The sequence below is a fragment of the Qipengyuania marincola genome, from assembly GCF_029688625.1.
In the GTDB taxonomy this organism is placed as follows: domain Bacteria; phylum Pseudomonadota; class Alphaproteobacteria; order Sphingomonadales; family Sphingomonadaceae; genus Qipengyuania.
In genome coordinates this window covers 686,299-712,332 of the sequence record NZ_JARULC010000002.1, presented here as the reverse complement: position 1 = coordinate 712,332, position 26,034 = coordinate 686,299, and the positions used below count along the sequence as shown (strand labels likewise).

At 64.2% G+C, this 26,034-nt stretch carries 33 protein-coding genes and 1 pseudogene; 14 read left to right on the top strand and 20 right to left on the bottom strand.

Translation table 11 applies throughout. The features are described from left to right. Positions 1-48: 48 nt before the first annotated feature. Genes mutS through P8Q88_RS08820 form a run of 3 tightly spaced genes read left to right on the top strand, consistent with a single transcriptional unit; the run spans position 49 to position 3,464 of the window. On the top strand, positions 49-2,673 hold the full coding sequence (gene mutS / locus P8Q88_RS08830) for a DNA mismatch repair protein MutS (protein ID WP_278323483.1): 2,625 nt from the start codon (positions 49-51) through the stop codon (positions 2,671-2,673). Positions 2,674-2,698: 25 nt separating this feature from the next. Beyond that, the gene (locus tag P8Q88_RS08825) at positions 2,699-3,016 is read left to right on the top strand and encodes a hypothetical protein (RefSeq protein WP_278323482.1); all 318 of its coding nucleotides are present in this window, start codon (positions 2,699-2,701) and stop codon (positions 3,014-3,016) included. 46 nt (positions 3,017-3,062) lie between these two features. Beyond that, positions 3,063-3,464 (top strand): YidH family protein, encoded by a 402-nt coding sequence (locus P8Q88_RS08820; RefSeq protein ID WP_278323481.1) that lies wholly within the window; start codon positions 3,063-3,065, stop codon positions 3,462-3,464. Here P8Q88_RS08820 and P8Q88_RS08815 read toward each other — a convergent pair. The 5 genes from P8Q88_RS08815 to gluQRS form a co-directional block, all read right to left on the bottom strand. Continuing rightward, on the bottom strand, positions 3,461-3,823 hold the full coding sequence (locus tag P8Q88_RS08815) for a hypothetical protein (RefSeq protein WP_278323480.1): 363 nt from the start codon (positions 3,821-3,823) through the stop codon (positions 3,461-3,463). The two genes, P8Q88_RS08820 and P8Q88_RS08815, sit on opposite strands and share 4 nt — an antisense overlap. A gap of 123 nt (positions 3,824-3,946) precedes the next feature. After that, positions 3,947-4,819: a 3-hydroxyacyl-CoA dehydrogenase NAD-binding domain-containing protein gene (locus P8Q88_RS08810; RefSeq protein ID WP_278323479.1), complete on the bottom strand. Its 873-nt coding sequence runs from the start codon at positions 4,817-4,819 to the stop codon at positions 3,947-3,949. Positions 4,820-4,889: 70 nt separating this feature from the next. Then, positions 4,890-5,468: a cob(I)yrinic acid a,c-diamide adenosyltransferase gene (locus P8Q88_RS08805; RefSeq protein WP_278323478.1), complete on the bottom strand. Its 579-nt coding sequence runs from the start codon at positions 5,466-5,468 to the stop codon at positions 4,890-4,892. A 19-nt stretch (positions 5,469-5,487) separates the two neighbouring features. Then, positions 5,488-5,718, bottom strand: a complete 231-nt coding sequence (locus P8Q88_RS08800) for a hypothetical protein (RefSeq protein ID WP_278323477.1) — start codon at positions 5,716-5,718, stop codon at positions 5,488-5,490. A gap of 12 nt (positions 5,719-5,730) precedes the next feature. After that, the gene (gene gluQRS, locus P8Q88_RS08795; RefSeq protein WP_278323653.1) at positions 5,731-6,573 is read right to left on the bottom strand and encodes a tRNA glutamyl-Q(34) synthetase GluQRS; all 843 of its coding nucleotides are present in this window, start codon (positions 6,571-6,573) and stop codon (positions 5,731-5,733) included. A 128-nt stretch (positions 6,574-6,701) separates the two neighbouring features. Between gluQRS and P8Q88_RS08790 the strand changes: the two genes are divergently transcribed. After that, complete coding sequence (locus P8Q88_RS08790) at positions 6,702-7,295, top strand: HNH endonuclease (RefSeq protein ID WP_446532552.1); 594 nt, start codon at positions 6,702-6,704, stop codon at positions 7,293-7,295. 126 nt (positions 7,296-7,421) lie between these two features. Continuing rightward, positions 7,422-7,697 carry a hypothetical protein gene (locus P8Q88_RS08785; protein WP_278323476.1) on the top strand — a complete coding sequence of 92 codons (276 nt, stop codon included), beginning with the start codon at positions 7,422-7,424 and terminating at the stop codon, positions 7,695-7,697. Between the two features lie 108 nt (positions 7,698-7,805). On the opposite strand, the gene P8Q88_RS08780 is transcribed toward P8Q88_RS08785, so the two are convergent. The 8 genes from P8Q88_RS08780 to dksA form a co-directional block, all read right to left on the bottom strand. Beyond that, complete coding sequence (locus tag P8Q88_RS08780) at positions 7,806-8,066, bottom strand: hypothetical protein (RefSeq protein ID WP_278323475.1); 261 nt, start codon at positions 8,064-8,066, stop codon at positions 7,806-7,808. Positions 8,067-8,165: 99 nt separating this feature from the next. Continuing rightward, positions 8,166-9,383, bottom strand: coding sequence for a kynureninase (kynU, locus tag P8Q88_RS08775; protein WP_278323474.1), 1,218 nt, complete (start codon positions 9,381-9,383; stop codon positions 8,166-8,168). Beyond that, positions 9,380-10,027, bottom strand: a complete 648-nt coding sequence (kynB, locus tag P8Q88_RS08770) for an arylformamidase (RefSeq protein WP_278323473.1) — start codon at positions 10,025-10,027, stop codon at positions 9,380-9,382. Before kynB ends, kynU begins: the two co-directional genes overlap by 4 nt. Next, positions 10,024-10,815, bottom strand: a complete 792-nt coding sequence (locus P8Q88_RS08765; protein ID WP_278323472.1) for a tryptophan 2,3-dioxygenase — start codon at positions 10,813-10,815, stop codon at positions 10,024-10,026. The genes kynB and P8Q88_RS08765 overlap by 4 nt, the downstream gene beginning before the upstream one ends. 36 nt (positions 10,816-10,851) lie before the next feature. After that, positions 10,852-11,271, bottom strand: coding sequence for a DUF4112 domain-containing protein (locus P8Q88_RS08760; protein WP_278323471.1), 420 nt, complete (start codon positions 11,269-11,271; stop codon positions 10,852-10,854). 5 nt (positions 11,272-11,276) lie between these two features. Then, entirely contained in the window at positions 11,277-12,737 is a 1,461-nt protein-coding gene (locus P8Q88_RS08755) for an ABC transporter substrate-binding protein (protein ID WP_278323470.1), read from the bottom strand. Between the two features lie 65 nt (positions 12,738-12,802). Then, positions 12,803-13,174 (bottom strand): PilZ domain-containing protein, encoded by a 372-nt coding sequence (locus tag P8Q88_RS08750; protein ID WP_278323469.1) that lies wholly within the window; start codon positions 13,172-13,174, stop codon positions 12,803-12,805. Between the two features lie 105 nt (positions 13,175-13,279). Then, entirely contained in the window at positions 13,280-13,741 is a 462-nt protein-coding gene (dksA, locus tag P8Q88_RS08745; protein ID WP_278323468.1) for an RNA polymerase-binding protein DksA, read from the bottom strand. Positions 13,742-14,028: 287 nt separating this feature from the next. Between dksA and P8Q88_RS08740 the strand changes: the two genes are divergently transcribed. Continuing rightward, complete coding sequence (locus P8Q88_RS08740) at positions 14,029-14,358, top strand: SEL1-like repeat protein (RefSeq protein ID WP_278323467.1); 330 nt, start codon at positions 14,029-14,031, stop codon at positions 14,356-14,358. 3 nt (positions 14,359-14,361) lie between these two features. On the opposite strand, the gene P8Q88_RS08735 is transcribed toward P8Q88_RS08740, so the two are convergent. From P8Q88_RS08735 to P8Q88_RS08715, 5 genes are read right to left on the bottom strand one after another with little or no spacing between them, the layout of a single operon-like run. Then, positions 14,362-15,507 carry a GNAT family N-acetyltransferase gene (locus P8Q88_RS08735; protein ID WP_446532543.1) on the bottom strand — a complete coding sequence of 382 codons (1,146 nt, stop codon included), beginning with the start codon at positions 15,505-15,507 and terminating at the stop codon, positions 14,362-14,364. Further along, on the bottom strand, positions 15,504-16,274 hold the full coding sequence (locus P8Q88_RS08730; protein WP_278323466.1) for a glycerophosphodiester phosphodiesterase family protein: 771 nt from the start codon (positions 16,272-16,274) through the stop codon (positions 15,504-15,506). The genes P8Q88_RS08735 and P8Q88_RS08730 overlap by 4 nt, the downstream gene beginning before the upstream one ends. Further along, a complete protein-coding gene (locus tag P8Q88_RS08725) occupies positions 16,249-16,704 on the bottom strand; it encodes a RidA family protein (protein ID WP_278323465.1) in 456 nt (151 codons plus the stop codon). The genes P8Q88_RS08730 and P8Q88_RS08725 overlap by 26 nt, the downstream gene beginning before the upstream one ends. Continuing rightward, on the bottom strand, positions 16,701-17,330 hold the full coding sequence (locus P8Q88_RS08720; protein WP_278323463.1) for an HAD family hydrolase: 630 nt from the start codon (positions 17,328-17,330) through the stop codon (positions 16,701-16,703). The genes P8Q88_RS08725 and P8Q88_RS08720 overlap by 4 nt, the downstream gene beginning before the upstream one ends. Then, complete coding sequence (locus P8Q88_RS08715) at positions 17,327-17,617, bottom strand: DUF3572 family protein (protein ID WP_278323462.1); 291 nt, start codon at positions 17,615-17,617, stop codon at positions 17,327-17,329. Before P8Q88_RS08715 ends, P8Q88_RS08720 begins: the two co-directional genes overlap by 4 nt. Before the next feature lie 76 nt (positions 17,618-17,693). On the opposite strand from P8Q88_RS08715, the gene P8Q88_RS08710 reads away from it, so the two are divergent. The 5 genes and pseudogenes from P8Q88_RS08710 (at position 17,694) to P8Q88_RS08690 (ending at position 21,152) form a co-directional block, all read left to right on the top strand. Next, the gene (locus P8Q88_RS08710; RefSeq protein WP_278323461.1) at positions 17,694-18,062 is read left to right on the top strand and encodes a response regulator; all 369 of its coding nucleotides are present in this window, start codon (positions 17,694-17,696) and stop codon (positions 18,060-18,062) included. 112 nt (positions 18,063-18,174) lie between these two features. Further along, the gene (locus P8Q88_RS08705; protein WP_278323460.1) at positions 18,175-18,417 is read left to right on the top strand and encodes an acyl carrier protein; all 243 of its coding nucleotides are present in this window, start codon (positions 18,175-18,177) and stop codon (positions 18,415-18,417) included. Next, on the top strand, positions 18,417-19,667 hold the full coding sequence (spt, locus tag P8Q88_RS08700; protein ID WP_278323459.1) for a serine palmitoyltransferase: 1,251 nt from the start codon (positions 18,417-18,419) through the stop codon (positions 19,665-19,667). The genes P8Q88_RS08705 and spt overlap by 1 nt, the downstream gene beginning before the upstream one ends. A gap of 97 nt (positions 19,668-19,764) precedes the next feature. Then, the gene (locus P8Q88_RS08695; RefSeq protein ID WP_278323458.1) at positions 19,765-20,436 is read left to right on the top strand and encodes a peptidase; all 672 of its coding nucleotides are present in this window, start codon (positions 19,765-19,767) and stop codon (positions 20,434-20,436) included. 284 nt (positions 20,437-20,720) lie between these two features. Then, a pseudogene (locus tag P8Q88_RS08690) lies at positions 20,721-21,152 on the top strand (OsmC family protein). Between the two features lie 45 nt (positions 21,153-21,197). Here P8Q88_RS08690 and P8Q88_RS08685 read toward each other — a convergent pair. Further along, entirely contained in the window at positions 21,198-22,049 is an 852-nt protein-coding gene (locus tag P8Q88_RS08685; protein WP_278323457.1) for a sterol desaturase family protein, read from the bottom strand. Between the two features lie 117 nt (positions 22,050-22,166). Here P8Q88_RS08685 and P8Q88_RS08680 point away from each other — a divergent pair, with 117 nt between their 5' ends. Continuing rightward, entirely contained in the window at positions 22,167-22,802 is a 636-nt protein-coding gene (locus P8Q88_RS08680; protein ID WP_278323456.1) for a Crp/Fnr family transcriptional regulator, read from the top strand. A gap of 431 nt (positions 22,803-23,233) precedes the next feature. On the opposite strand, the gene P8Q88_RS08675 is transcribed toward P8Q88_RS08680, so the two are convergent. Then, positions 23,234-23,887: a YqaA family protein gene (locus tag P8Q88_RS08675; protein ID WP_278323455.1), complete on the bottom strand. Its 654-nt coding sequence runs from the start codon at positions 23,885-23,887 to the stop codon at positions 23,234-23,236. 240 nt (positions 23,888-24,127) lie between these two features. Between P8Q88_RS08675 and P8Q88_RS08670 the strand changes: the two genes are divergently transcribed. Beyond that, on the top strand, positions 24,128-24,604 hold the full coding sequence (locus tag P8Q88_RS08670; protein WP_278323454.1) for a hypothetical protein: 477 nt from the start codon (positions 24,128-24,130) through the stop codon (positions 24,602-24,604). Next, entirely contained in the window at positions 24,594-25,940 is a 1,347-nt protein-coding gene (locus P8Q88_RS08665; protein ID WP_446532542.1) for a DNA-packaging protein, read from the top strand. Before P8Q88_RS08670 ends, P8Q88_RS08665 begins: the two co-directional genes overlap by 11 nt. Positions 25,941-26,034 lie beyond the last annotated feature (94 nt).

Sequence of the window (26,034 nt, the reverse complement as noted above, 5' to 3'; positions counted from 1 at the left end):
CTCGCCCCTCGCTTCCCGAATCGGAACGAGGCCAGCTAGGCAGATTGCATGTCCGGCAAGCCGACCCCGATGATGGAACAGTATCTCGCGCTCAAGCGCGAGGCGGGCGATGCGTTGCTGTTCTATCGCATGGGTGATTTCTTCGAATTGTTCTTCGAAGACGCGAAGGTCGCGGCACAAATACTCGACATCGCGCTCACCAGTCGCGGCGAGCATCGCGGCGCGCCAGTGCCGATGTGCGGCGTGCCGGTCCATTCGGCCGAGGGCTATCTAGCACGGCTGATCAAGGGCGGCTGCCGCGTGGCGATCGCCGAGCAGACTGAAACGCCCGAGCAGGCCAAGGCCCGCGCCAAGCGCGAGGGTACACCCTCGTCGAAAGCCTTGGTCGCGCGGGATATCGTGCGTTTCGTCACGGCCGGCACGCTGACCGAGGATGCCTTGCTGGAGCCGCGCCGCGCAAATGTGCTGGTTGCAGTGGCACCGGTGCGCGACGGCATAGGGCTTGCCAGCTGCGATATCTCGACCGGCCGCATGGAGCTCGAACAGTGCGAGTCCGCCGGCGTCGATGCCGCACTCGCGCGGCTGGGCGCGAGCGAAGTCGTGGCTCCCGAAGACTGGGACAGCGGCATGGACGACCTCATCCGCAGGCCACGCGGCGAGTTCCGCAGCGAGGATGGCGAAAGCCGCCTGAAGGTCATCCATGGCCTCGCCACGCTCGATGGGCTGGGGGATTTCTCGCGCCCGATGCTCGCAGCGGCGGCCGGGCTGATCGCCTATCTCGAGCATACCGGTCGCGGCGAATTGCCCTTCCTGCTTCCACCCGTAGCACGCGGGTCCGGGGCGCATCTGGCGATGGACGCAGCGACACGGACAAGCCTGGAAATACTCGAAGCACAGGGCGGCGGGCGGGCTGGCAGCCTGATCGCCTGCGTCGATCGCTGCGTTACCGGAGCGGGCGCGCGCCAGCTGGCCGATGATCTGGCCGCCCCGCTCTCCGACCGCGCCGCGATCGAGGCCCGGCATGCCGCCGTCCACCACTTCCATCGCGACCCCTTGCTGCGTGCGGACCTGCGTGCCGCCCTGCGCCAGGCACCCGATATCGGCCGCGCGCTCGGCCGCCTCGTCGCCGGGCGCGGAAGTCCGCGCGATCTCGGCCAGATCCGCGACGGGCTTAGCGAAGCGCGGCGGGTGCGCGATATGCTGAGCGCGAGCCGGGACCTGCCGGCCCTGATCGATCACGCCCTCGCCGCGCTTGGCGGACACGCCGCGCTGGTCGACCATCTCGACCGGGCTCTGGTGCCCTCACCTCCAACCGAGCGGCAGCAGGGCGGCTATATCGCCAGCGGCTACGATCACGCACTCGATGCGCTACGCGAGACGAGCGGCAATGCCCGCAAGGCGATCGCCGCGCTGGAGGCGGGCTATCGCGAGCAGACCGCAACCCCATCGCTCAAAATCAAGCACAACAAGGTACTCGGTTACTTCATCGAAGTCCCCGCCAAGCACGGCGACAAGCTGATGGCAGCCGATAGCGGGTTCACGCACCGCCAGACGATGGCGGGCGCGGTGCGGTTCAATTCGCTCGGCCTGCACGAGGAAGCCACGCGGATCGCCGAAGCCGGCGCCCATGCGCTGGTGGCGGAGGAGGCGCATTTCGAGGATCTGGTCGGCGAGGTCGTGGCAGCGCGCGAAGCCATCGCGGCAACGGCCGCGGCACTCGCGCGGATCGATGTCGCTGCGGGGCTGGCGGAGCGAGCGGCCGAGGGCGATTGGGCACGGCCCGAAATGCTCGATGCACCGTGCCTCGAAGTAGCGGGCGGCCGGCATCCCGTGGTCGAGCAGGCCTTGGCGAAGGCGGGCGAGCGCTTCGTCGCCAACGACTGCGTGCTTGGCCCCGACGATCGGCTATGGCTGATCGGCGGGCCGAACATGGGCGGCAAGTCCACTTTCCTGCGGCAGAACGCCCTTATCCTGCTCCTCGCCCAGGCAGGAAGTTTCGTGCCTGCAAGCACCGCGCGCATCGGCATCGCCGATCGCCTGTTCAGCCGTGTCGGGGCAAGCGACAATCTTGCGCGCGGTCGCTCGACCTTCATGGTCGAGATGGTGGAAACTGCAGCGATCCTCGCCCAGGCGACGGATAGGAGCTTCGTCATCCTCGACGAGGTCGGCCGCGGCACCTCGACCTATGATGGCATGGCCCTGGCCTGGGCAGTGGTCGAGGCAGTGCACGAGCAATTGCGTTGCCGCTGCCTGTTCGCCACGCATTATCACGAACTCAGCCGCCTGGCCGACACATGCGATGCCCTGAGCCTCCACCATGTCCGCGCGCGCGAGTGGAAGGGTGACCTTGTCCTGCTGCACGAATTGACGAAGGGCGCGGCCGATCGCAGTTACGGGATCGATGTCGCCCGCCTTGCCGGGGTGCCTCCCCCCGTGCTCAAGCGCGCCAAGGCGGTGCTTGCCAAGCTGGAGCGAGGCCGTGCAGAAACCGGGGGGCTGGCGGCCGGACTGGGAGAATTGCCGTTATTCGCGGCGAGCGTGCAAGAGGACGAGCAGCAGCGGGACGAGCTGCGCGAGGCGCTCGAGGCGCTGGATCTCGACGCCCTGACCCCGCGCGAGGCGCTGGAGAAGCTATACGAATTGAAGGCGCGCGCCGGCTCAAGGGAACTTTAACCGTCGCGCCCATAGATTTGCGAGCATGGAGAATGCGGCGCTCGCGCGAATAGGCAAGAAACTGGGACCTTTCGTAACGTTCCTCGCTGCCATCGCCGTGCTGATCGGCGGCGAGGATAATCCGGGCATGCTTGCGCAGGTCAGCAAGGAGCGCGGCCAAGACACGGCGTCCACTCCACCCGTCTACTCGGCCCCGGTCCCGACATCCGGGTCACGCAAAGCATCGGGTGATAGCGAGCAGCTGACGCTCGACGACTGGTATGCAGAGGTTGCTCCCCCAGATCCGACTGAAATGGACTCAGCCGAGCCCGAAGACTTCGCGACGGATCCGGTCGAAGACTAATCGAGCGCTTTCGGAACCGGTAGCGGCTCCCGCCGATTGACGGTTTATGGCACAAGACGACCCGCCCGAGGACAAGGACAAGAGCACCGCTTGGGCGGAATTCCGAACCGATCTGGCAGAAGATCGCAACATCATGGCAATGGAGCGGACATTTGCCGGATGGATGCGCACCGCGTTCGCCGCCATCGGGATCGGCCTCGGCTTCCGCGCCCTCTTCGGCGCCTGGGACCCATCCTGGCTACCGAAGGCGATCGCCACCGCTTTCATCCTCGGCGGTGGCTGGCTGGCGATCACGGCCGAGCGGCGCGCATGCAAAACGCTGGCGCGCCTCAACACGCATGAATTCGAAGCGATATCCACCCCGAATTTCAAGGTCATGGCCTATGGCGTAGGCGTCGGCTCCCTTGTGCTGGTCACCGGTTTGTGGGTGTTGACCGAAGGACCCTAGGTTCCATCGCCCCGCAGGCCGTCGGGCTTGTTGTCCTTGCCATACTTGTCGACATTGTCGTCGTGATTGGGCTCGCCCTTATAGGCATCCATGTCGATCCGGCCCGAACTTTCCATGTCGCGCATGTGATCGATCGTATCCTGAGTTGAATCGCCCATCAGGCCCGACTTGTTGTCACCCTTCGTGCTCTCGGTCGGGGAATGCGTCTCGCGCGTGGTGGCGCGAGCCTGTTCGGCAACTTCCTGCGCCTGCATGCGGTGGTCGTCCTGTTCGTCGTTATGCGTTTCAGGGGCGAGATTGGCCTGCCGCGCTTCCTGACTTTCGCCGACCGGGGTGTTCTTCTTGCTCGTATCGCTCATCGCGCTGATCTCCTTTGCGAGATCAACGGCGCGGTACGGCCGGGAGTTCCGTTCTTTATTGCGTCGGGTCATGACCCTCGTCCTGACCTTGCTGTCCCATCCCGCTGCCGTCAGGCGAGAAAATCAACGCGTCGCGACCGGTTCCTCGCCGGAGTAATCATAAAAGCCGCGTCCCGTCTTCCGCCCCAGCCAGCCGGCCTCGACATATTTCACCAGGAGGGGTGCGGGGCGATACTTGGCATCCCGCGTGGTCTTGTAGAGCACCATGATGATGTCGAGGCAGGTATCGAGCCCGACGAAATCGGCCAGCTGCAACGGCCCCATCGGGTGATTGAGGCCCAGGCGGCAGCCCTTGTCGATATCCTCGATCCCGGCCGTGGACTGGCCGAGCACGAAAACCGCTTCGTTGATCATTGGGAGAAGGATGCGATTGACCACGAAGCCGGGCTCGTCCTGGCTGAGCACGACCTGCTTGCCCAATCCTTCCGCGAAAGCCACCGTTCGGTCGGTCGTCGATTGGGCGGTGGCGAGGCCGGGAATGACTTCGATCAGCCCCATCACCGGCACCGGATTGAAGAAATGCAACCCGATGAAGCGCGCCGGATCCGGCGAATAATTCGCCATGCGGGTGATCGGGATGGAGCTGGTGTTGGATGCCATGATTGCATCGGCGGCGAGCACCTGACCTGCCTTTTCGAAGATCGCCTGCTTGATCGCTTCCTTCTCGGTAGCCGCTTCGATGATCAAATCGGCCCGTTCCATCGGCGCGTAGTCGGCGACAGGGGTGATGCGCCCCAGCGTGGCTTCGGCATCGGCGATCTCGATCTTGCCGCGCCCGACCAGCTTGCCGAGCGCGCGATCGATACCGGCATGCGCCTTTTCAGCGACGTCTAGGCTCACGTCGGCAAGCAGCACTTCCATGCCATGCGCCGCCACGGTCTGGGCAATGCCCGACCCCATCTGTCCGGCACCGATTATGCCGATCACCTTGCTCATCGAAAAATCCTTCGCACTTGCAGCAATGCGCGTGCAGTAGCGAAGGCGGGAGTTGCTGGCTAGCGACCAGTTAGCGGTTTTGGCCCGGCACCCATGTGAGGTCGCCTTCTCCGTCACGATTGGCGACGCGCGCGAGGACGAACAGGTAATCCGACAGGCGGTTGATATAGGCCAGCGCCTGCGGGTTGGTCGGCGTCTCGGCGGCCATCGCCGTCATCGCACGTTCCGCTCTCCGGGCCGCCGCCCGCGCGACATGAAGCCGCGCCGCCCCCTCGCTACCGCCGGGGAGCACGAAGCTGGTCAACGGTTCCAATCGGGCATTCGCGGCATCGATTGCCTGTTCGAGCCACGTTACCTGTGCCGGTACGATCCGCAGCTCCATCTCGGAGGGCGAGAAATCGTCCTGGTCCCCGGCCGGCGTCGCCAGATCCGCGCCGAGATCGAAGAGATCGTTTTGCATGCGGAACAGCGCGTCGGCATGCTCCCCCTCGCCCAGCGCCACGGCCGCGAGGCCGAGCGCACTGTTGGCCTCGTCCACCGCACCAATCGCCTCCATGCGGGGCGCATGCTTGGCAAGGCGCGATCCGTCGACGAGCCCGGTCGTGCCGTCGTCACCGGTGCGTGTGTAGATCTTGTTGAGCTTGACCATCTGCCGCGGCCGCCGCGCGTCAGTTCGCGATGGCGAGGATGACCGCAACCACCACGATTGCCAGCGCCTGGTACTTCACACGGGCGAACATCGCCTTGTTCTGTGCCAGCTGCATATCCGTGGCATCGGTCTGCTGCCCGCTTTCCAGATCGATCTTGGTGCTTTTCAGGAAAGCGACGATCCCGCGCACGAGGCTTACGATCACGAGCAGCATGAGGATGACGAGGACGATGGAGAGAAATGTGTTCATGGTGACCCCGATCTAGGTACTGACCAGCGAAATGTCAGCCGGAAAACGCTGCAAGCGCAATTGCTCGGCAAGCAACAGTCCGTTCTCGCCCGCGTTCCGGCGTTCGGCAAGGCCATGGCCCGCAGCGCCCGAGCCGCGCCGTTTCGCCAGCTTTCGGCCGCTATCGTCCATCAACAGTCCGTGGTGGTGCCACCGGGGGACGGGCAGGCCCAGCAGGGCCTGCAGCAACCGATGGACATGCGTTGCGGGAAACAGGTCCTGCCCGCGCGTGACCAGCGTGACCCCGTCCGCCGCATCGTCGAGCGTCGCCGCGAGATGATAGCTCGCCGGGGCATCCTTGCGCATGATCACGACATCGCCGCCCTCACGCGGATCCGCGATCATGCGCCCTGCCAGATCATCCTCCCATACAAGCTCGCCAGCCTGGGCCATCGCACGGTCCACATCGAGCCGCAGCGCCGCGGGTTTCTGCGGGTCGAGCAGCTGTCCCTTGCAGGATCCGGGATAGATCGCGCCTTCCGGGCCCAGCCGCGGCTCGAGCGCCTCAATCTCGGCGCGCGTGCAAGTGCATGGATATAGCAGTTCGCGATGGAGCAGGTCGCGCGCTGCCGCCTCGTAGCCTGGGAGGCGGGTCGATTGGGCCGGCACCTCCTCCCATTCGAGGCCGAGCCATTCGAGATCGCGACGGAACTCGTCCGCCAGTTCGGGCCGCGAACGCGCCCCGTCGATATCCTCGATCCGGAGCAGGAACCGCCCATCGGCCTTTTTCGCAAGATCATGCGCAACGATCGCTGAATAGGCATGCCCCAGATGCAAAGGCCCATTGGGGCTGGGAGCGAAGCGAGTGACGATCAACGTGCGCGAATCCGTGGACAAAGTGTGGATAGCCTGTCTGTAACAGGGTTGACGCTTCCCCGTGCAAGTGCATTTTCCATCATATCGGGAGAACGCGCACGTGTGGTACTCGAGTGTTTAGGGCCGAACTGCTGGAGCGGGCCGCAAGGTTCCGGAGCGCCGCCGAAGATCCGACGCGCAATCTGGAATCATGCCCGTCGCTCGTCCTCAATGCCGATTATACGCCCCTGTCCTATTACCCGCTGAGCCTGTGGCCGTGGCAGACGGCGATCAAGGCGATCTTCCTGGACCGGGTTGATGTAATCGAGAGCTACGACCGCGAGGTTCATTCACCCGGTTTCGACATGAAAATCCCCAGCGTGATTGCGCTGAAGCAATATGTCCGGCCGAGCGAGTTTCCCGCCTTCACCCGCTTCAACGTGTTCCTGCGCGATCGGTTCAGCTGCCAGTTCTGCGGCGACATGGGCAATCTGACCTTCGACCATGTGATCCCCCGCAGACTGGGTGGGAAGACCACGTGGGAAAACATCGCCACAGCCTGCGCGCCCTGCAATCTCAAGAAGGGTGGCCGCACGCCGAAGCAGGCGAACATGCAGCTCTACGCCAAGCCGATCCGCCCGACCCACTGGCAGTTGCAGCAACACGGCAAACAGTTTCCGCCGAATTACCTGCACGAAACCTGGCGCGACTGGCTCTATTGGGACATCGAACTGGAAGAATAGCGGGTTCGACATCTGGGCAACAACGTGAGCGCTTCGAACGCTACTGTCAGAATCCGTCTTGCTCGCAAGTCCTATGCGATTTAGTTGCGTCGATGCACCGCTATTGGTGCAGGGAACCTCGAAAATATGAAACGACTGTATGTTGCCGGCGTTCTGCCGGTGGTTGCGGTACTGGGTGGCTGTGCGACCATGGCCATCGACAAGGCGTCGCGCCAGCTTGCCGACATGTGCGAGGAGCGCGGTCCGGATCGCAAGATACTGGCCCCCACGTCCGGCTCGCGGGGCGGCATGTTCGGGACAGTCTATGCTGCCGGCGACTGTGTCTCTCCCGAGCACGAGGGTTACGCAAACGCGATGACCATCGAGGAGTACCGCGCCAGCCTCAAGAAGAAGCCCGGCTGAGCCCAGCCGGTATAGCGCGCTCCGCTGATCCAAGATGACAAAAGGCGGCGCCGGTCCGTTGGACAGGCGCCGCCCTTGTTTCGGTCGGCAATCGACCGCCGACGCGATTTACTCGGCTGCTTCGTCCACAGCGTCTTCAGCCTGGTCGCCCATTTCGCCCATGGCATCGGCTTCGGCGTCGAGAGCTTCCTCGGTCACTTCGTCGCCCTGTGCCTCAGCCAGATCGGCCTGCTCTTCGAGCAGGTCTTCCTGCGATTCGTAAGCCTGTTCGGTCAGATCTTCCTGAGCCTCCTGCTCGCTCTCCGAGCAAGCGCCGAGAGCAGCAAATGCAAAGGCCGAAGCGGCCAGGGTCACGGTCTTGAAGTTCATTTCTTTGTTTCCTTTGAATGCCTGAGCGGCGGGCGCCCCTTTTTGGCCATATTTTCAACGAGAGCAATAGAAATCCCACAGGCAGCCCAGATGCCCGTTTCAGGTCACCGCCGCCCTTTCGCGAAACTCTGCGCGTTGCCATTCGCCCGCATCGATAACATCTGACACGTGCCGCGCCGCTTCGGCCATGTCCTCGAAGCGCAGATATGCTGGGGCGAAGCCGAATCGCAGAATGTCGGGCTCGCGGAAGTCACCGATCACGCCACGGGCAATCAGCGCCTGGCAGATAGCGTAGGCTTCCGGGTGGCGGAAGGAGAGCTGACTGCCGCGTGCCGCGGGGTCGGCAGGGCTGACGAGATCGAGTGCTACGCCCGCTTCAGCGAGGCACTGGCGGAAGAATTCGGACAGCGCCTGCGACTTCGCGTGGAGGCGCTCGACGCCGATTTCCGCGATCAGCGCCACGCCGACCTCGAGCGCCGCGAGGGCGAGGATGCCGGGCGTGCCGCACAGCAGGCGGTCGACGCCCGGAGCGGGCTCGTAATGGTCGCTGAAGGCGAAGGGTTGCGCATGGCCCATCCAGCCGCTGAGTGGCTGGTGGATGTCGTCCTGGTGTCGCTCTGCCACGAAGGCATAGGCCGGTGCGCCCGGTCCGCCGTTGAAATATTTGTACCCGCAGCCGACCGCGAAATCCGCGTCGCATGAATTCAGATCGACTGGCAATGCGCCGCCCGAGTGCGAGAGGTCCCAGAGGACCAGCGCGCCCGCCTCATGCGCCGCCTGGGTCAGCCTGGCCATGTCGAACAGCTGGCCGGTCTTGTAATGCGCATGGGTCAGCAGCAGTAGCGCCACGTCCCCGTCAAGCGCATCGACCAGCTGCTCGCGCGGCACCAGCCGCCGTTCTGCCAGCCCCTGCTTTTCGAGTCCCTCGATCATGTAAATGTCCGTCGGGAAATTACCCGGCTCGCTCAGTACGACCTTCCGGCCGGGCCGCATCATCAGTGCTGCGCTAATGAGCTTGAAGAGGTTCACCGAAACACTGTCGGCAACGATCACTTCATGCGGCTGCGCTCCGATCAGCGGCGCGATCTTGCCACCGACCCGCTGGGGCAGGTCGATCCAGCCAGCGGAGTTCCAGCTGCGTATCAGCGCCTCGCCCCATTCCTTTCGCATGACTTCGGCCATGCGGTCCGGCGTGGCCCGTGGAAGGCAGCCGAGCGAATTGCCATCGAGATAGATCACGCCGTCGGGCACGTGGAAGCGCTCGCGAAAATGCGCCAGCGGATCGCCCGCATCGAGAACCCTTGCGCGCTCGATCATTCGGCCAGCTCGCGCAGAATCGCGCGGGTCAGACCCGCATCGCCGCCTGCCACCTTCAGGGGCAGCGCGATCAGTTCGTAGCGGCCTTCCGGCACATCATCGAGCACCAGCCCCTCGAGAATACACATATCGTGTTCCAGCACTGCTTTGTGGGCAGCCATTGTCTTCGATTCCTGCGGGTCGACACTCGGCGCGTCGGTGCCCACCAGCTTCACGCCCTGCAACGCAAGCCACTCGATGGTTTCGGCGTCGATCGCGGTGAAGGAGGGGTCCCACGCCTCGTGCGGGAAGCGCTCGAAGGTGCGGAACAGCACGCGGTCCGCACTGTCGATATGCGGCAGGTCGCCGACGCCGATGGACCCGCCGCTTACGCCGGTCGCATCGACCACCAGGCACTCGCCGATATAGGGATCGAGTTCGACGCTGGCGATGTCCGGCGCGTCGGCAGCGTAATGCAGAGGCGCATCACCATGCGTGCCCGAATGGGTGCTCATGGTCATCCGCCCGACATTGACCGGCGAGCCATCCTCCATTTTCCACGTCCGATCGAAGTCGAATTCGGTATCCCCCGGCCAGACAGGCAATCCTGGCCGCAGGGTCTGGGAAATATCCCAGATCCGCCGCTTGCTGCGCCACGAGCTCATATCGCTGTCCTCACGCTGAGCAATTCGGGGAAGAAGGCCGCTTTCAGCACACCCGCGAGATAGGGCACGCCAGGCGTGCCGCCAGTGCCCTTCTTGAAGCCGATGATCCGCTCCACGGTCTTCAGATGGCCGAAGCGCCAGCGCTGGAAGTGATATTCCAGATCGACGAGTTTCTCGGCCAGTTCGTAAAGGTCCCAATGTTCCTTGGGATCGCGGTATATTTCGGCCCAGGCCGCCTCGACGTCCGCCGAGTGTTCCCACGCCGTGTCGACGGGCCGGTCCAGAACCGCTTGCGGGATGGCGAAGCCGCGCCGCGCCAACAGGGCGATAGCTTCCGCATAGATGCTTTTGCGAGCCAGCTCCTCGCGCAGCTCTGCCGCCACGTCGGGCGTCGCCTCGTGCATCGTCACCATATCGGGCTTTCGGCCGCCGAGCATGAATTCCATCATTCGGTATTGCGCGCTCTGGAAGCCGCTGGAGCTGCCGAGATGCGGGCGGATCGTCGAATAATCGTGGGGCGTCATGGTGCTGAGGACATCCCAGCTCTGAATCAACTGTCCCTGCGCTCGCGCCACGCGCGCGAGCATCTTGAAGGCCGGGCGCAGGCGATCAGCGATGATACAGGTGCGCGCTTCCTGCAATTCGTGAAGGCACAGCTTGAGCCACAGCTCGCTCGCCTGGTGGACGATGATGAACAGCATCTCGTCATGCGCGTCGGACGCGGGGTGCTGCGCCGCGAGGATGCGGTCGAGATCGAGATAGCCCGAATAGGTTACATCGCTTGCCATGCGCCGTGCCCTAGCGTGCATTGGCGCGACGCGAAACTACTGCTCGATGATCCGCGTCTGGGGGTGGTGCTTGTCGAGATGCTTGCGGATAATCCGCAGGTTGCGCGTGTTCGACCGGAAGGCGAGGTCGAAAGCATCGCCGACGACGGGAACTGCGCCAATGGCACTGTCGAACGCGATATTGCCGGCCATGCGCCACAGTTTCCATTTCGGGATGCCGAGATTGCGGGCTTCCCACACGATATAGGCGCCCATGGCTGCCGTCACGACATCGCCGATAACGGGGACGAGGCCGATGATCGAATCGAGCCCGACGGGATAGTTTGTTCCGGGAATGGTGAAGCTGCGTTCCAGCACCTGCTCCATCGCCTCGATACGTTTACGGATAGAGATCGGGTCGCGGCCGGTCGGGAGCTCGATCCCCAGCGGGCGGGCACGGTTGGGCATATCGTCCATGACCGCTAGATGGGAGCGCGCGTGAGCGGGAACAAGGGATGCACGTTCCAGCGATTTTCGAGAAACCCCTGGATATCGCCGCGCACCAGAGACCAGCGGATCGGCGAGCCGAGCGGGATGTAGGTATTTGCCGCGGTGAGGGTCGTTTCCGCTTCCGCCAGAAAAGATGCCTCCTCGGTCAGGTCGCGGGCGTCAACGGCCAGTTCCACGAGATAATCGGCATCTTCGACGCATACCCGCGGCGATACCTTGCAGTTGAACTGGTTCAGAAACCAGCGCGCCGCGCCATAGCGCGCCACGCGGTCCCGCAAGACAAGGTCGGCTTCGCTCTTGACCTCCTCGCGCGTGCTCGCGACGCCGATCGCCGCGAAATCGCTCGCCAAGGCATCGAACAGCATGTCCGATCCCGGCCCATCGGGCAGCCAGATTGAAACCGAGGGTGATGCACCGGCGCTCGAGGTCCAGCCACGGACCCGCGCTGCCGCCAACGCCCGGCGTTCATCGATCGACTGACCGGACCAGCGCTCCGCCACGGTGCCGCTATCGCCCGGCAGCCCCGGCGAGACCAGCCGTGTCGTGGGCGCCCAGCCGCCGATATTGAACGCGTTGAGCAACTCGGAACGATTGATCGCCATGGACAGCGCCTCGCGATTGTCGCGATCCTCGAGAAAGCCCTGCCGGCGCTGAACGTCGAGCCCGAACAGGCCAAGCGCGGCATCCAGCCGGATCGTGCCGCGGGTCAGGGGCCCGATATCGACGAGCGGCAGCGATGCCAGCCGCCCGCCGAGAACGAGCTCGTAACTGCCATTCGCAAATCCCTCGGCCGCAGTTGGCGGCTCGACCGCATAGGCCCTCACTGCGACCAGATCTTCGTCCCAACCCGGCTGCATGGGAAGCCCGCGCAGCTCGGGGGGCACAGCCTCCAGGAATAGCCCGCCGTCGGACTTCTCCACCGTCATCGGACCGAGCGATGCATTTCTGAGCGCCAACCCCAGTTCGGGCTGGGCAAGCAACTGGAGGAGGTCGGGCATCGGACTGGACAGGCGAATTTCGACGACCCGGCCCGTCATTGCCCTCACTTCGCGCACCTTGGCGAGATCGAGGCCGAGCGAGGTCCCTTCGAGCCGCCGCAGCGTGACCGCCAGCGCATCGCGCACCACTTGCGCCGTCAGGCGCGAACCGTCTGGCAGGTCGAATTCGCGGATGCGGAAGATATAGCTCTCGCCGTCATCGGTTACGATCCAGCGCTCGGCAATGGCGGGCACAACTTCGCCATTGGCCGCCAGCGATACGAGACCCTGAGTCTGCGCCGCACGCAAATGCTGGGCTGCGGCGCCGAGGCGCAGGCCGCTTGCCTCAAGCTCACTGGCTGGCGCGATGAAGGCGACATCGACCACACCGTCGTCGACGCTGCCGGAACAGGCCGGCACAAGCGAGGCAGCAATAAGGGCGAGGGCGAGCCGCATGGCCTTCCGCCTAGCATCATGAAAGGAAGGCGTCAGCCGGACAATTTCCCTGGCTGCGGCGCCGGTCAGATCGTCCGCAGCGGGCCTTCGCCATAGGACGCGCGGGTCACTGCGGATCGTGCGTATGATGGTGTGGTCGGCCCGGTCGACGCCGCAACCGGTGCGCGCACAACCCGCGGGTCCACTTGCGTATCGAAAGCGATACCGAAGCGCGGGCCTTGTACCCAGGCGACCGCGCCTTTCACGTCTTCGATATTGCGCAGCTTGATCACCAGACGCGCGCCACGCTCGGTAGCGACCTCGGCCTCGGCCAACATGCCGCCAGCCGACAGATTGCGAACCTTGACCCGCACCGGTTCGGGACGGCCTTCAAAATGCAGTTCCGCGAACAGGAACAGGCTATCGCGTGCGACATTCCTGGTTTCCACCGATTGCATCGCAGTCTCGACTCCGTTTTTTGGCCTTGCGAGCAATCACATTGCCCGGGTCGATCGCGGATAGCCGCAAACGGTTAACACTCGGCAAAGAATTGGCGCGAAATTTCAGTCGTCGCGCGAGATTTTCTCGCGCCGCTCGTGCGCTTCCTGCGCCTCCACGGTCATGGTGGCGACGGGCCTCGCGATCAGGCGTTTCAGGCCAATCGGATCGCCCGTAACCTCGCAATAGCCATACTCCCCCCCGTCTATGAGACGAAGCGCCGAATCGATTTTGGCGATGAGTTTGCGCTGGCGATCGCGAGTGCGCAGTTCGATCCCCCAGTCCGTTTCCGACGAGGCCCGGTCGTTGAGGTCGGGCTCGCGGATCGGACCGTCCTGCAGGGACTGCAGGGTCTGTCCCGCAGCATCGTGGATCGATTTCTTCCAGTCGAGCAGCAGCACCCGAAAGTAGTCGAGCTGCCGTTCGTTCATGTAATCTTCGTCTTCGCTCGGCGTGTAGTCGGCGCCGATCGCAGCACGGGCTGCCGCCAACCGCTTTTCCGTATCGCTCTTAGCCAGTGAGGCCATCGCCCTCTCACCTCGAATTACCGCATCAGGATCGCCGCCCCCCTGCGGCCCCGGATTTTTCCGGTAGCCGGGCAGTCCGAATGGCGCGGCCTATAGGCAAGCACCCCAAACGGCACAAGCAGCAATCCTGCCATGTCCGACGTTCGCCAGATGAGCGTGGCCGGACTGCGTCATGCACTATTGTTTCGATGCGATTATTTCGGCCCGCGTTAACCTTTTATTGACCATAATTCGCGAACCCGGTGATCGACCGGTCGGGGGGCCGGACGAACACAGGGGGAATTCCGATGGCACTGACATTTATCGAAGGCGGCGCAGGCAGGATCGAACAGGGCGAAGAGGCGATCGCTGTGATTGCCGATGCGCTGCAGGGATATGCGCGAGGGGACACCGATGCGCTCTATGGGCTGGGCGTGGCTTTCTCGACCGGCAGCCGCGGATGCAACTGCGATCTGATCGAGGCGCATAAATGGTTCAACATCGCCGCGTCGAAAGGCCATGAGGAAGCTGCCTGGTGCCGCGCCGATGTTTCGGAAGAAATGACCGCTCGCGAAATCGCCGAAGCCCAGCGCAGAGCCCGCGAATGGCTCGCAGAAGGTCAGCGCAAAGTCGCCTGACGATCAGCCCTTCCTGAACGGCGTGCGCGCCTGCAGGTAATTGCGATCGGCTGCCACGCCTGCGCGTTCGCGCTCGAGAAAATCCGCGACCGCGTTGCGAAAACCGGGATCTGCGATCCAGTGCGCCGACATCGTCTCGACGGGTTCGTAGCCGCGCGCCAGCTTGTGTCCGCCCTGCGCTCCGGCTTCCACGCGCGACAGGCCCAGCTCGATCGCGGCATCGATTGCCTGATAGTAGCACAGCTCGAAATGCAGGAAGCGGATTTCGCGCGAACAGCCCCAATAGCGGCCGTAAAGCGCATCCTTCCCGATGAAGTTGAGCGCCCCCGCCACGGGCTCGCGATCGACAAGGGCGAGCACGAGCAGGATCCGCTCGCCCATCCGCTCCGAGAACAAATCGAACGCCTCCCGGGTCAAGTAGGGCCGGCCCCATTTGCGCGCGCCGGTATCCTGGTAGAAGCCCCAGAAGGCGTCCCAGTGCGCAGGTTTCAAGTCGTCGCCTTGCAGGCGCACGATCTCGACCCCCTCCTGCGCCGCCGCCCTTTCCTTACGCAGATCCTTGCGCTTGCGCGACGCCAGGCTGGCGAGAAAATCGTCGAAACTGGCAAAGCCGCGATTGTGCCAGTGGAACTGGATGTCGGAGCGCAGCATCCAGCCGGCGTCCTCGAACAATTCGATCTGCGCCGGCTCGATGAACGTCGCATGGGCGGAGGAAAAGCCGTTCTGGACGCATAGCTGCTCGGCCGCCGCCAGCAGCGGGCCGGCAAGTGCCTCCTCCGACAACAACAGCCGCGGGCCGGTCGCCGGGGTGAAGGGCGCCGCAATCTGCAGCTTGGGGTAATAGCGTCCGCCGGCGCGCTCGTAGGCATCGGCCCAGCTGTGGTCGAAGACGTATTCCCCTTGGCTGTGGCTCTTGAGATAGGCGGGCATGGCGGCAAGCGGCGGGCCATCGTCCTGCGAAATCACGATCGGCGCGCTTTGCCAGCCGGTCCCGGCGCCGACACTGCCAGAATCCTCGAGTGCGGTGAGGAATTCGTGGCTGACGAAAGGATTGTCGCCGGCAATCGCATTCCAGTCGTCGCGCGCGAAGGCGCCGACGGACCCTGCGACGCGGGCGGCCAGACCGGCAAGGGCATCTCGATCGCTCACGCCAGCCCCGCCCCTTCCGCGATCAGCGCGTCGGCATGGTCCCGTGCGCGGTCCGCAAGTTGGGGCGAATTCACTGTCCAGGTCGCGATCGGCAGGCCGGCCTCGCGCAGTCCGGCGACCATCGGATTGGGCAGCGCCTCGATGTGATAAGCAAGGAATTCGGGCCGCGCCGCCCACAGCGTCAGATGTCGCTGCCAGGCCTTCTGGGTATAGCCCTTGTCGTCTTCGCGCATCACCAGGCCCTGCACGGTCTGCGGTGAATGCGCAGCGAACCAGCGCGACACCCGTGGATCGAAGCTCATCACGGCATGCGGGCCGGCATAGGAGCGCAGACAATGCGCCACCGCGACGCAACTTTGCGCGACGTCATAGCCCCGCCTCGACTTGATCTCGATCAGCAGCGGCACCCTACCCGCCACCATCTCCAGCAGGTCGGCAAGCGCGATCGGCGGCTCCTCGCCCTCGAGATAGCTCAGCTTCTTCCATTCCGCCGCCGTCAGGCTCTCGGTCTTTTCCGGTCGGCCGATCAGCCGCGTAAAATCCCAATCGTGGAACACCATCGCTTCGCCATCGGCGCTGCGCTGGATATCGCATTCGATGCCGAGGCCGGCGGCGAGCGCCGCTGCGAAGGCGCCGCGCGAATTTTCCACCTGGCCGGCCCCGTGCAGGCCGCGATGCGCATAGGTCCATTGCGCCAGCCAGCCGATCCGCGCGGGATCGGACCGGCGGACACGCAAGTCGTCAATTTTCGAGAGCAATGATCGCATCGACCTCCACCGCGGCGTCGAGCGGGAGGACCGGCACGCCGACCGCGGCGCGCGCATGGCGGCCGCAGTCGCCGAACACCTCGTACATCAGGTCGCTCGCCCCGTTCACCACCTGCGGCTGCTCGGTGAAGTCGGGGGTGCTGGCGACGAAGCCGCCCAGTCTCACTACGCACTCCACCCGTTCGAGCAGATCGGCTGCAGCGAGCTGCGCGAGGATCATCAGCCCGCAGGCGCGCGCCGCCTTGCGCCCTTCCTCGCAATCGAGATCCGCGCCGAGCTTACCAGTCACGATCTTACCCTGCACGAACGGTAGCTGGCCCGATATGTAGGCCAGACCGCCATGCACGACGATCGGCTTGTAGCTGGCCACCGGGGCGGCGGCTTCCGGCAGGGCGATGCCCAGTTCCTCGAGGCGGGCGGAAATGCTCATGCGGGCTCCTTTTCCAGTCGGTCCATCAGCCACGGCAGCGCGTGGTCCCAGGTGTCAATCCGCGCGTCGGCATGGCCGGATTTGTGAGCGCAGTCGATATGCGGTGCTATCATCGGCTCGCCGCACAGGTGCAACGTGGTGATGTTCCCCAGCGTTTCGCGTGCCGAGCGGTGGTGCTGGGCAAGGTCGTCGATGAAGATGGCCTTCGACGGCTCGTATTCATCCAGAATGGCCTGCAGGGCCGGACCCTTGGGCCCCTGATTGGTGAATACCCGCGCCTCCAGCCCGTGATCGGCCAATTGCTGGCGGCGCATTTCCTGCCGCTTGTCGACCAGATTGGTCAGCACCACGACGTCGGCGTGTTCGGTGAGGGCATTCAGGCCCTCGATCGCGCCGGGAATTGCGGTCTGGCGGTGCATTTCGGTATCGAAAAAGCCACCCAGCTTGCGCCAGATTTCGTCCGGCGCCAGGATTTCGCCGCTGTCCTGCCAGCGCAGGGCTGTCGCGAAGTCGCCGCCCTGCATGCGGAATTCGACGCCCTGCGTTTCGGCCAGCCAGTCGCGGAACGGCGAGACCATGTAGAGCAGAACTTCGTCGCAATCGGAAATGATCAGCGGGCGGCTCATGCGGACAACTCCCGGTGCGCGGCAATCAGGGCCTCCGGTGTGGTCTGCAGATTGTCCGCCGCCAGCACCAGATCGGGCTCGTGATTGGCCAGAAATTCCAGCACTGCGGCTTGTACGGAGCGATCCTCGATCCCGTGACGCAAGCGTTCGGGCGTCAGGCCGGTCAGAGACAGCAGGCGTTCGGCGCGCTGGCTGTCGGCAAGTGCCCAGCCGAGCGCCTCCAGCGCCAACACTTCGGGGGCGCGGCTTTCGGCGGATCTGGCGGCTTGGTTGCGAATGATTGTCACGTGCTTGTGTTTTCCATATGGCGCTGCCCCAGTGCAAGGTCCAGTTCGGGGCCCGGTATCAGGGAGGCCCTGCGGCGTGGCAAAGAGAATCCTGGTTGTCGAGGACAACGATCTCAATCGCAAACTGTTCTGCGATGTCCTGAAAGCCCACGGCTTCGAAGTCGTTCCCGTGGCGGACGGATCCAATGTGGTGGCGACGGCGAAGAAATTCGCCCCCCATCTCGTCATCATGGACATCCAGCTGCCGAATGTGAGCGGCATCGACCTGATCGCGCAGTTGAAGCGCGATGCGGCGATGGCGCAGGTGCCCGTGCTGGCCGTCACCGCCTATGCCGGCAAGGGTGACGAGGAACGCATCCGCGAGGCTGGCGCCGCGGATTACCTCGCCAAACCGGTTTCGATCATGCCCTTCATGGCCAAGGTTCGCGCCCTGATTGCCGAGTGACTAAGCCGCGGCCGCGCGCGCCAAACCTTGACAAAAGACGTGTTTCACCGCTTTGCCGCACGGGCACAGCGCGCCCGCCGGGCCGCGCCCCCGAAGGATTGGAAAGCCCCCTATGGACCGCGCCGCAGTCGACACCAAGATCCGCTCGCTGATCGAGCCCTTCAACAAGAAGGGTGTGACGATCGAGGAGGACACGACCTTCCAGAACGATCTGGAATTCGACAGCCTGACCGTGATGGATTTCGTGGCCGAGATCGAAGACGAATTCGACATCATCATCTCGATGAACCAGCAAGCCGAGATCGAAACCTACGGCCAGCTGGTCGATGCCGTCACCAAGCTGCAGGCCGACTGATGAGCGAAGGCATCATCCAGCCCGACCAGCCGGAAACACTCGAAGGAGAAGGGAAGGATCTCTTCTCCAAGTTCGATGACATCATCGCCCTGCGCGAAGGGCTGCTTTCCAGTGGACAGGAAGACCCGTTCAATCTGGTCATGGAAAAGGTCCTCTCGCCGACCCGCGCGATCTGCAACGGTCGCGAGACCATTTTGCTGGGCACCTACAATTACATGGGCATGACCTTCGATCCCGACGTGGTCGAGGCGGGCAAGCAGGCGCTGGCCGATTACGGCACCGGCACAACCGGCAGCCGCGTGCTCAACGGCACCTATCAGGGCCACAAGGAGTGCGAGCAGGCGCTCAAGGACTTCTACGGAATGGACCATGCGATGGTCTTTTCCACCGGCTACCAGGCCAATCTCGGGATCATCTCGACCATCGCCGGAAAGGGCGACTACATCGTTCTCGATATCGACAGCCATGCCAGCATCTGGGACGGCTGCGCGATGGGCCAGGCCGAAGTCGTGCCGTTCAAGCACAACGATATCGAGGCAATGGAGAAGCGCCTCAAGCGCATCCCCGAAGGCGCGGGCAAGCTGGTCGTGCTTGAGGGCGTCTATTCGATGCTGGGCGATGTCGCACCGCTCAAGGAAATGGTCGCGATCGCTAAGAAGTACGGTGCCATGGTGCTGGTCGACGAGGCGCATTCGATGGGCTTCATCGGCGAAAACGGCCGCGGCGTGGTCGAGGATACCGGCGTGATGGACGATGTCGATTTCATCATCGGCACCTTCAGCAAGAGCGTCGGCACCGTTGGCGGTTTCTGCGTCTCGAACCATCCCAAGTTCGAGATCATGCGGTTGGTCTGTCGCCCCTACGTCTTTACCGCATCGCTTCCCCCATCGGTGGTTGCGACCGCGGAGGCCAGCATCCGCAAGCTGATGCACGGTTCGAACAAGCGCGCGCACCTGTGGGAAAATTCGCGCTCCCTGCACAAGGGCCTCAAGGACCTGGGCTTCAAGCTCGGGACCGAGGAACCGCAGAGCGCGATCATCGCGGTCATCATGCCCGACCTCGAACAGGGCGCGCAGATGTGGGAGGCGCTGATCCAGAACGGCCTCTACGTGAACCTCGCGCGGCCGCCGGCGACACCCGCCGGAATGACGCTCTTGCGCTGCTCCCTGTGTGCCGAGCATAGCGAAGAGGAAGTCGGCGAAATCCTTTCGATCTTCGAACAATCGGGCAGACAGGTCGGGATTATCTGAGCCGGACCGGCCGCATGAACCCCACGTGACCGCGGGTTCAGAGGCAGTTCAATCCCCGCCCCCTAGACCGTCTCCAACGAATTCAGGAGATTACGGGATGGGACTATCCAAACGAACAGCGCTCGCGGTTGCCGCCGGCACCAGTCTGCTCAACGCCTGCAGCCTCGGCTCCTATGGCGGAGTATCGGTCGGTAGCGCAGGCTATTACGGCGACCCTTATTACGACGATGGCTATTACAACGACGGCTATTACGGCTGGTATGACGACTTCTATTATCCGGGTACCGGCTACTACGTCTACGACCGGGATCGCCGCCGCCATCGCTGGAACGCGCGTCAGCAACGCTACTGGCTCGCCCGCCGGGCCGAGATGCGCGACCAGCGCCGCCTGCGCAACAATTGGGACCGGTGGGAACGCCGGGCCGAGCGCCGTGCGGATCGCCGCGAGCGCTATCGCGACCAGCGCCGGGCAGAACGCAGGCGCGACTATCGTCAGGAACGCCGCGCAGAACGCCGTCGCGAGATCATTCGCGAACGTCGGCAGGAGGCGCGCCGCGACTACCGCCAGCGCCAGCGTGCAGAGCAGCGTCGTGAGGCCCGCCAGGAAGCCCGGCGCGACCGGCGCGCGGAAGCCCGACGCGAGGCACGCCGCGACCGGCGCAGGGATGCTCGCCGTGAAGCTCGTCGCGATCGACGCGAAGAGGCCCGGCGCGACCAGCGACGCGACCGCCGCGAAAGGCGCAGGGACCGCCGGCGCGACGACGATTGATCAAACAGGGTGAAGGGGCGGCCAGTGTGGTCGCCCTTTTCTTCTGGACCATCATGTAACCAAGTCGCTGTCGTCGGCGAACGATGAGGTATCGCCATCAGGAGAAACCTCATGTTCGCAAATACCGGCAGCAGCCCGTTCACCACCCTCGCCGGGACGTTCGGCACCTTCGCAGCGCTGATTTCGCTGGCGATCTCGCTGGCCCCGTCCGTCATGCACATGATGTAGGCGCAAGCGGAACCCTATCGCTCGCCACTCGTCGGGAGGGCGAAAGGAGTTTCTGCATGAAAACGACCAATAGCGGCAGTGCGACCTACGAAGGCCTTGGCAAGGACGGGAAGGGCCATGTCTCGACCGGCTCGGGCGCCCTCGCCGCCCAACCTTAGGGTTTCCAGACCCGTTTCGAAGACGAGGCGGGGACCAATCCCGAGGAACTGATCGCGGCGGCCCACGCCAGTTGCTTCACCATGGCCCTGGCGTTCAAGCTGGCCGAAGCCGGCCATACCGACGGCACCGTAACCACCAGCGCCGAAGTGACGCTCGAGAAGGATGGCGATGGCTTCACGGTGACCAAGTCTGCGCTATCGACCAAGGGCAAGGTCCCCGGAATGGAACAGGCGAAGTTCGAAGAGCTTGCCGCCGATGCCAAGGCGAATTGCCCGATCTCGAAGCTGCTGAATGCCGAGATCACACTCGACACGAAATTCGAGGGCTGATGCCGTTCAAGGCCGGCCGGACGCTATGCCCGGCCGGCCCCTTCGTCAGGCCGCGCTCGTTGGCGCGGCCCCCTCTCTAACCGGTTCGTTCGCCCTGTCCTTCTGTTCCGGGAAGATCGGCCATAGCAGTTGCTGGCCGAGTGATGCCGGCGCGAGGTTCTCGACCCCGTAGCTCTGCGGATAGGTCCGCGTAATCTTCGCCGTGCCGAACAGCACGTCCCAGACGAACAGCAGGTTTCCGTAATTGCCCTTGTAGTGGACCGCCGGATCGTCGGCGTGGCGGCCATGGTGCGCATGATGCGTCGCGGGCGTCGATATCGTGCGTTCGACCAGCCACATCACTGGCGAGAGCCAGCCGATGCGATAGAGCGGCCGGTCCCAGGCGACATCCGAATGCGCGCCGGTGATCACCAGCAGCTTGACCACGATATAGCCCGCATAGACCCAGCCCAGTCCGAGCCAGATGAGCACGCCCGACATCCACAGGCTGGGCATCATCGCATAGTAGATGACGTTGTTCCGGTAGACGAGCCGCACACTCATGTAGCGCGCGTTGTGATGGGCCCGATGGAGATTGTAGAGCCACGGCGTCGTATGGCTCGCCCGGTGCCACCAATATTGGAGCATGTCGTCCGCGACGAGAAACAGCGCGATCGCGGCGAACACGTTCAGCCCGGACAGCGCGCCGGCGTAGTGCGGTGCGATAGTATCGGCGAGCGCGCCGGCGGCAAACAGCACGGCAGGCTGGGTGACCGCCAGCAACATGGTCATGCTGACCGCCTCGACGATGCCGTCGTCGCGCGTTTGTTCGGCCTTCCCGAACAGGTTCGAGCGCCACAATTCGAGCGCGGCATAACCGAAATAGATCGCGACAATCGCTAAAGTCGAAGTGGGCATGGTGGGTCTCCCGGAAATTCTGGCTCGCTTGTCGAATCCGGCTCTAGCGTTTACCGAGGCGAAAGAATGTCCAGTTCTTTACATTCTGCCAGGACTCGGCGGTCGCTTGCCGCGCCGATGCTGTTCGCCAGCCTCGATCGGGGCTTGCAGGCGCATCTCCTTCGCGGCGCGATCCTGCGCCGCTTTACTGACGGGCAGATCATCCAGCAGCGGGGCGAGGCGGCAGACGGGTTCTGGCTGATCGAGGAGGGCGCGGTTACCATCGGCCAGTTCGGTCCGGACGGACAGTTTCGCGCGGTCGCCCTGCTCGGCCCCGGCGATTCCTATGGCGAGCTGGCAGTCTTCGCGCGACGCCCGCGGATCGTCGACGCCATTTCGCGCGGGAACAGCAGCCTGCGGTTGATCGGCGCGAAAGCCTTCCTCGATGCGCTGGGCAATTATCCTGCTTCCATGCGGGCGCTGCTGGCCGCCCTGTCCGAACAATTGCAGGATACGCTTGGCCAGTTGGCCGGCCTGCGGCGCGGGACCAATCCCAAGCGGCTGGCGGGGCTCCTTGCCAATATGGCGGGTAACGAGGAGGATGCTGCGCAGATCGCGATCACCCAGCAGGAACTGGCCGACCTGCTCGGCGTAACCCGCGCGACTGCGAATGCCGCGCTGCGCGAATTGCAGAAGCGCAAGCTGGTGACGCGCGGCTACGGCTGCATCGCGATCCCCGACCGCGCGGCACTCGCGCTGTTTGCGTTGGAGTGAGCGACGGGGGGTAAGGTCGTTGTTCGGTGGAAAGGCCTCGTTGCAATCCGCGAGGGCTTTAGCCACGTCGTAGCTAGTGCAACAGTTGGTTGAATAACGATGTGGACACGCACCTTTTCAGCGAACGTAGACGACAATTGGTCGCAAACGACCATCACGTTCTACAAAGAGGTTCCCGGCGGCTGGAAGCTCGATTTCGTAAACGCTGAGGGGCAGCATGTCGCTAATGGTGACCGTCGGGTCGAGACATTAGACGACTTAGTCCTTCAGGTAGGAAACGTCACAGATGACGACCTGACGTGGCTCACAGAAGATAACGAGCCAATATCGTTTTATGCGGCAGTTCGAGAGTGCGTTTTGGAGTCACGAGCCGCCTGAACCAAGATCCGCCATCGGTTCGCTAGCGGACAACACCCGCTCTGCGTTGCACATCAAGCGCTCGGATTGACCTCGGTCGCGTTCGCGCAGGGGCCGCCCTCTTCGTCCTCGCTACCGCCAAGCTGGGTCAGTACCAGGATGCCACCGACCACCATCACGACGAAGACCGTGGTCACCGTGCCGAGGTATTTGTCGATTACCCGCTTGATCGGGGCGCCGAAGACGCGGAACAGGATCCCGACGGTCATGAAGATCAGCGCGCGGGCGAAGAGGCTGGAGAGCACGAAGGTCACAAGGTTCATGCCGACGAAGCCGGCGGTGATCGTCAGCAGCTTGAACGGCACCGGCGTCGCGCCGGCGATCAGGATCGCCTCGAAATCGTACTCGCGTAAGTGGCAGGCGGCGACGGGGAAGGCTTCGGTCAGGCCGAGCGTGCCGATCAGCCACACGCCGACCGTATCGTAGAGCCCCCAGCCGATCGCATAGCCGAGCAGCGCGCCCGCGACCGAGGACAGGGTAGCGATGATCGCAAAGCGGATCGCCTTGTTCGGTTCCGCCAGGCACATCAGGCCGAGCAGCGGATGCGGCGGGATCGGGAAAAAGCTCGATTCGACGAAGCAGAAGAACGCCAGCCACCATTCCGCATGGGGATGCGAGGCCTTTTCCATGGTCCATTCGTACAGACCGCGCAGCGGTTTCATGAGCATGATATTGGCAGGACCCCAGGCGTTTCCGACACGCGCCGGACTAGGCGAGCGGAGCGCTGTTGGCAATGATCTCGGAGCGAACCTATTTGGTACTTTGTTATTGACATCGTGACGCTGTTTGGGTACATAACCGGAACATCGCGATAGTGTGATTCACCAGCCAGCAGCGTTTCGAAGGGCGGCGGCGACCGGCAGGTCGCGGGCCGCCTTTTGCGCTGCGCACGACAAACGGAGGGATGCGTGGCGAAAGCGAAAAGGGCCAAACGGCCGCCCCGCCAGTGGAAGGACAAGTTCCTCGCCGAACTGGCCCGGACATCGAACGTCGCTGCCGCCGCGCGCAAGGCGAATGTCGATCCGGGCGCGGTCTACAAGGCGCGCCGCAGCGATGCCGAATTCTACCGCAACTGGCAGGAAGCGCTCGCCGAAGGATACGACAATCTCGAAATGGACCTGCTCCGCCGCCTGCGCATCGGCGAATTGACCGGTGGCGGGCCGACCAAGAGTCGCCGCAAGTTCGACAATGCCATCGCCTTCCGCCTGCTGGCCGCGCATCGCGAAGCCGTCGGCCGCCAGAAGGCCCTGCGCGCCAATGAAGACGAGGATGCGATTATCGCCTCGATCAACGAAAAGCTTTCCAAGATGCGCGAGCGGCGCCTGGCGATGGAAGCGGAAACCGGAAAGGCCGGCGTATATCGGGTGGACCCGGATGGAGAATAGGACGCCCGAGCAGAACACCCTGCTCGAAGAATTGCTGCGGATCGAGGACGACAAGGCGCGCTTCGAGGCGATGGAGACGCTTCGCCCGGCGGAAAGACGAGCGTTTCAGCACGTCTGGGAGTTGTGGTCGCGGCGCGAGCAGCGCGCGCCGAAGGGCGACTGGCAATGCTGGCTGATCAGCGCGGGCCGCGGCTTCGGCAAGACCCGCGCCGGGGCCGAATGGGTCCGCGAATATGCCAAGCGCCACCCCGATGCGCGCATCGCGCTGGTCGGCGCGTCCCTGGCGGAAGCGCGGGCCGTGATGGTCGAGGGCGAGAGCGGCCTGCTGGCCATCGCCCCGCCGGACAATTGCCCGGTGTTCGAACCCTCGCTGCGCCGCGTGCAATTCGGCAATGGCGCGCAGGCGTTCCTCTACTCGGCGGGCGAGCCGGAAAGCCTGCGCGGGCCACAGCATGATGCCGCCTGGTGTGACGAAATCGCGAAGTGGGACAATGCCTCCGACCGCGCGATGACGGCGTGGGACAATCTGCTGATGGGCCTGCGCCTGGGCGAGCAGCCGCAGGTGGTCGCGACCACGACTCCGCGCCCGGTACCGCTGATGCGCCGCCTTCTGGATACGTCCGACGGCAGCACCGTGGTTACTGCAGGCTCGAGCTACGAGAATGCCGATCACCTGCCCACCCGCTTCATCAGCCGGATGCAGCGGCAATACGGCAAGACCGCGCTGGGGCGGCAGGAACTCGACGGGGTGATGCTGGAGGATATCGAGGGCGCGCTATGGTCGCGATCGCTGATCGAGCGGTGCCGCGATACGGACAGCACCATGCCGATGGCGCGCGTGGTGGTGGGCGTCGATCCGCCCGCCAGCGAGCGCGGCGACGAATGCGGCATCGTGGTGTGCGGCGTGGGCGAGAACGGCGTGGCGCAGGTGCTGGCCGATTGCTCGCTTGCCCGCCCCTCGCCCGAACGCTGGGCGCGCGCCGTGGCCGAGGCGGCGAGCGCGTGGAATGCAGACCGCGTGGTGGCCGAGGCCAACCAGGGCGGCCAGATGGTCGGCAGCGTCCTGCGCGCCGCCGACCTCACCCTGCCGCTGACACTGGTCCACGCGAGCCGCGGCAAGGTCGCCCGCGCCGAACCCATCGCCGCGCTCTACGAAAGCGGGCGGGTGCGGCACGCCGGCCTGTTCGCGAAGCTGGAGGACCAGCTTTGCGGGTTGATGACCGGCGGCGGCTACGAAGGGCCGGGGCGAAGTCCGGACCGCGCAGATGCATTGGTCTGGGCGCTGAGCGAGCTGATGCTGGGGCGTCGTGGGAGGCCGCGGGTGCGGACAATTTGAGTGGGCAAACTAAAATTTTTGAACGCCCACGATTGAAAGGGAGGTTCAGTTGTGCGATTCAAATTTTATTCCGAGCGAATAATCACGGAATGGG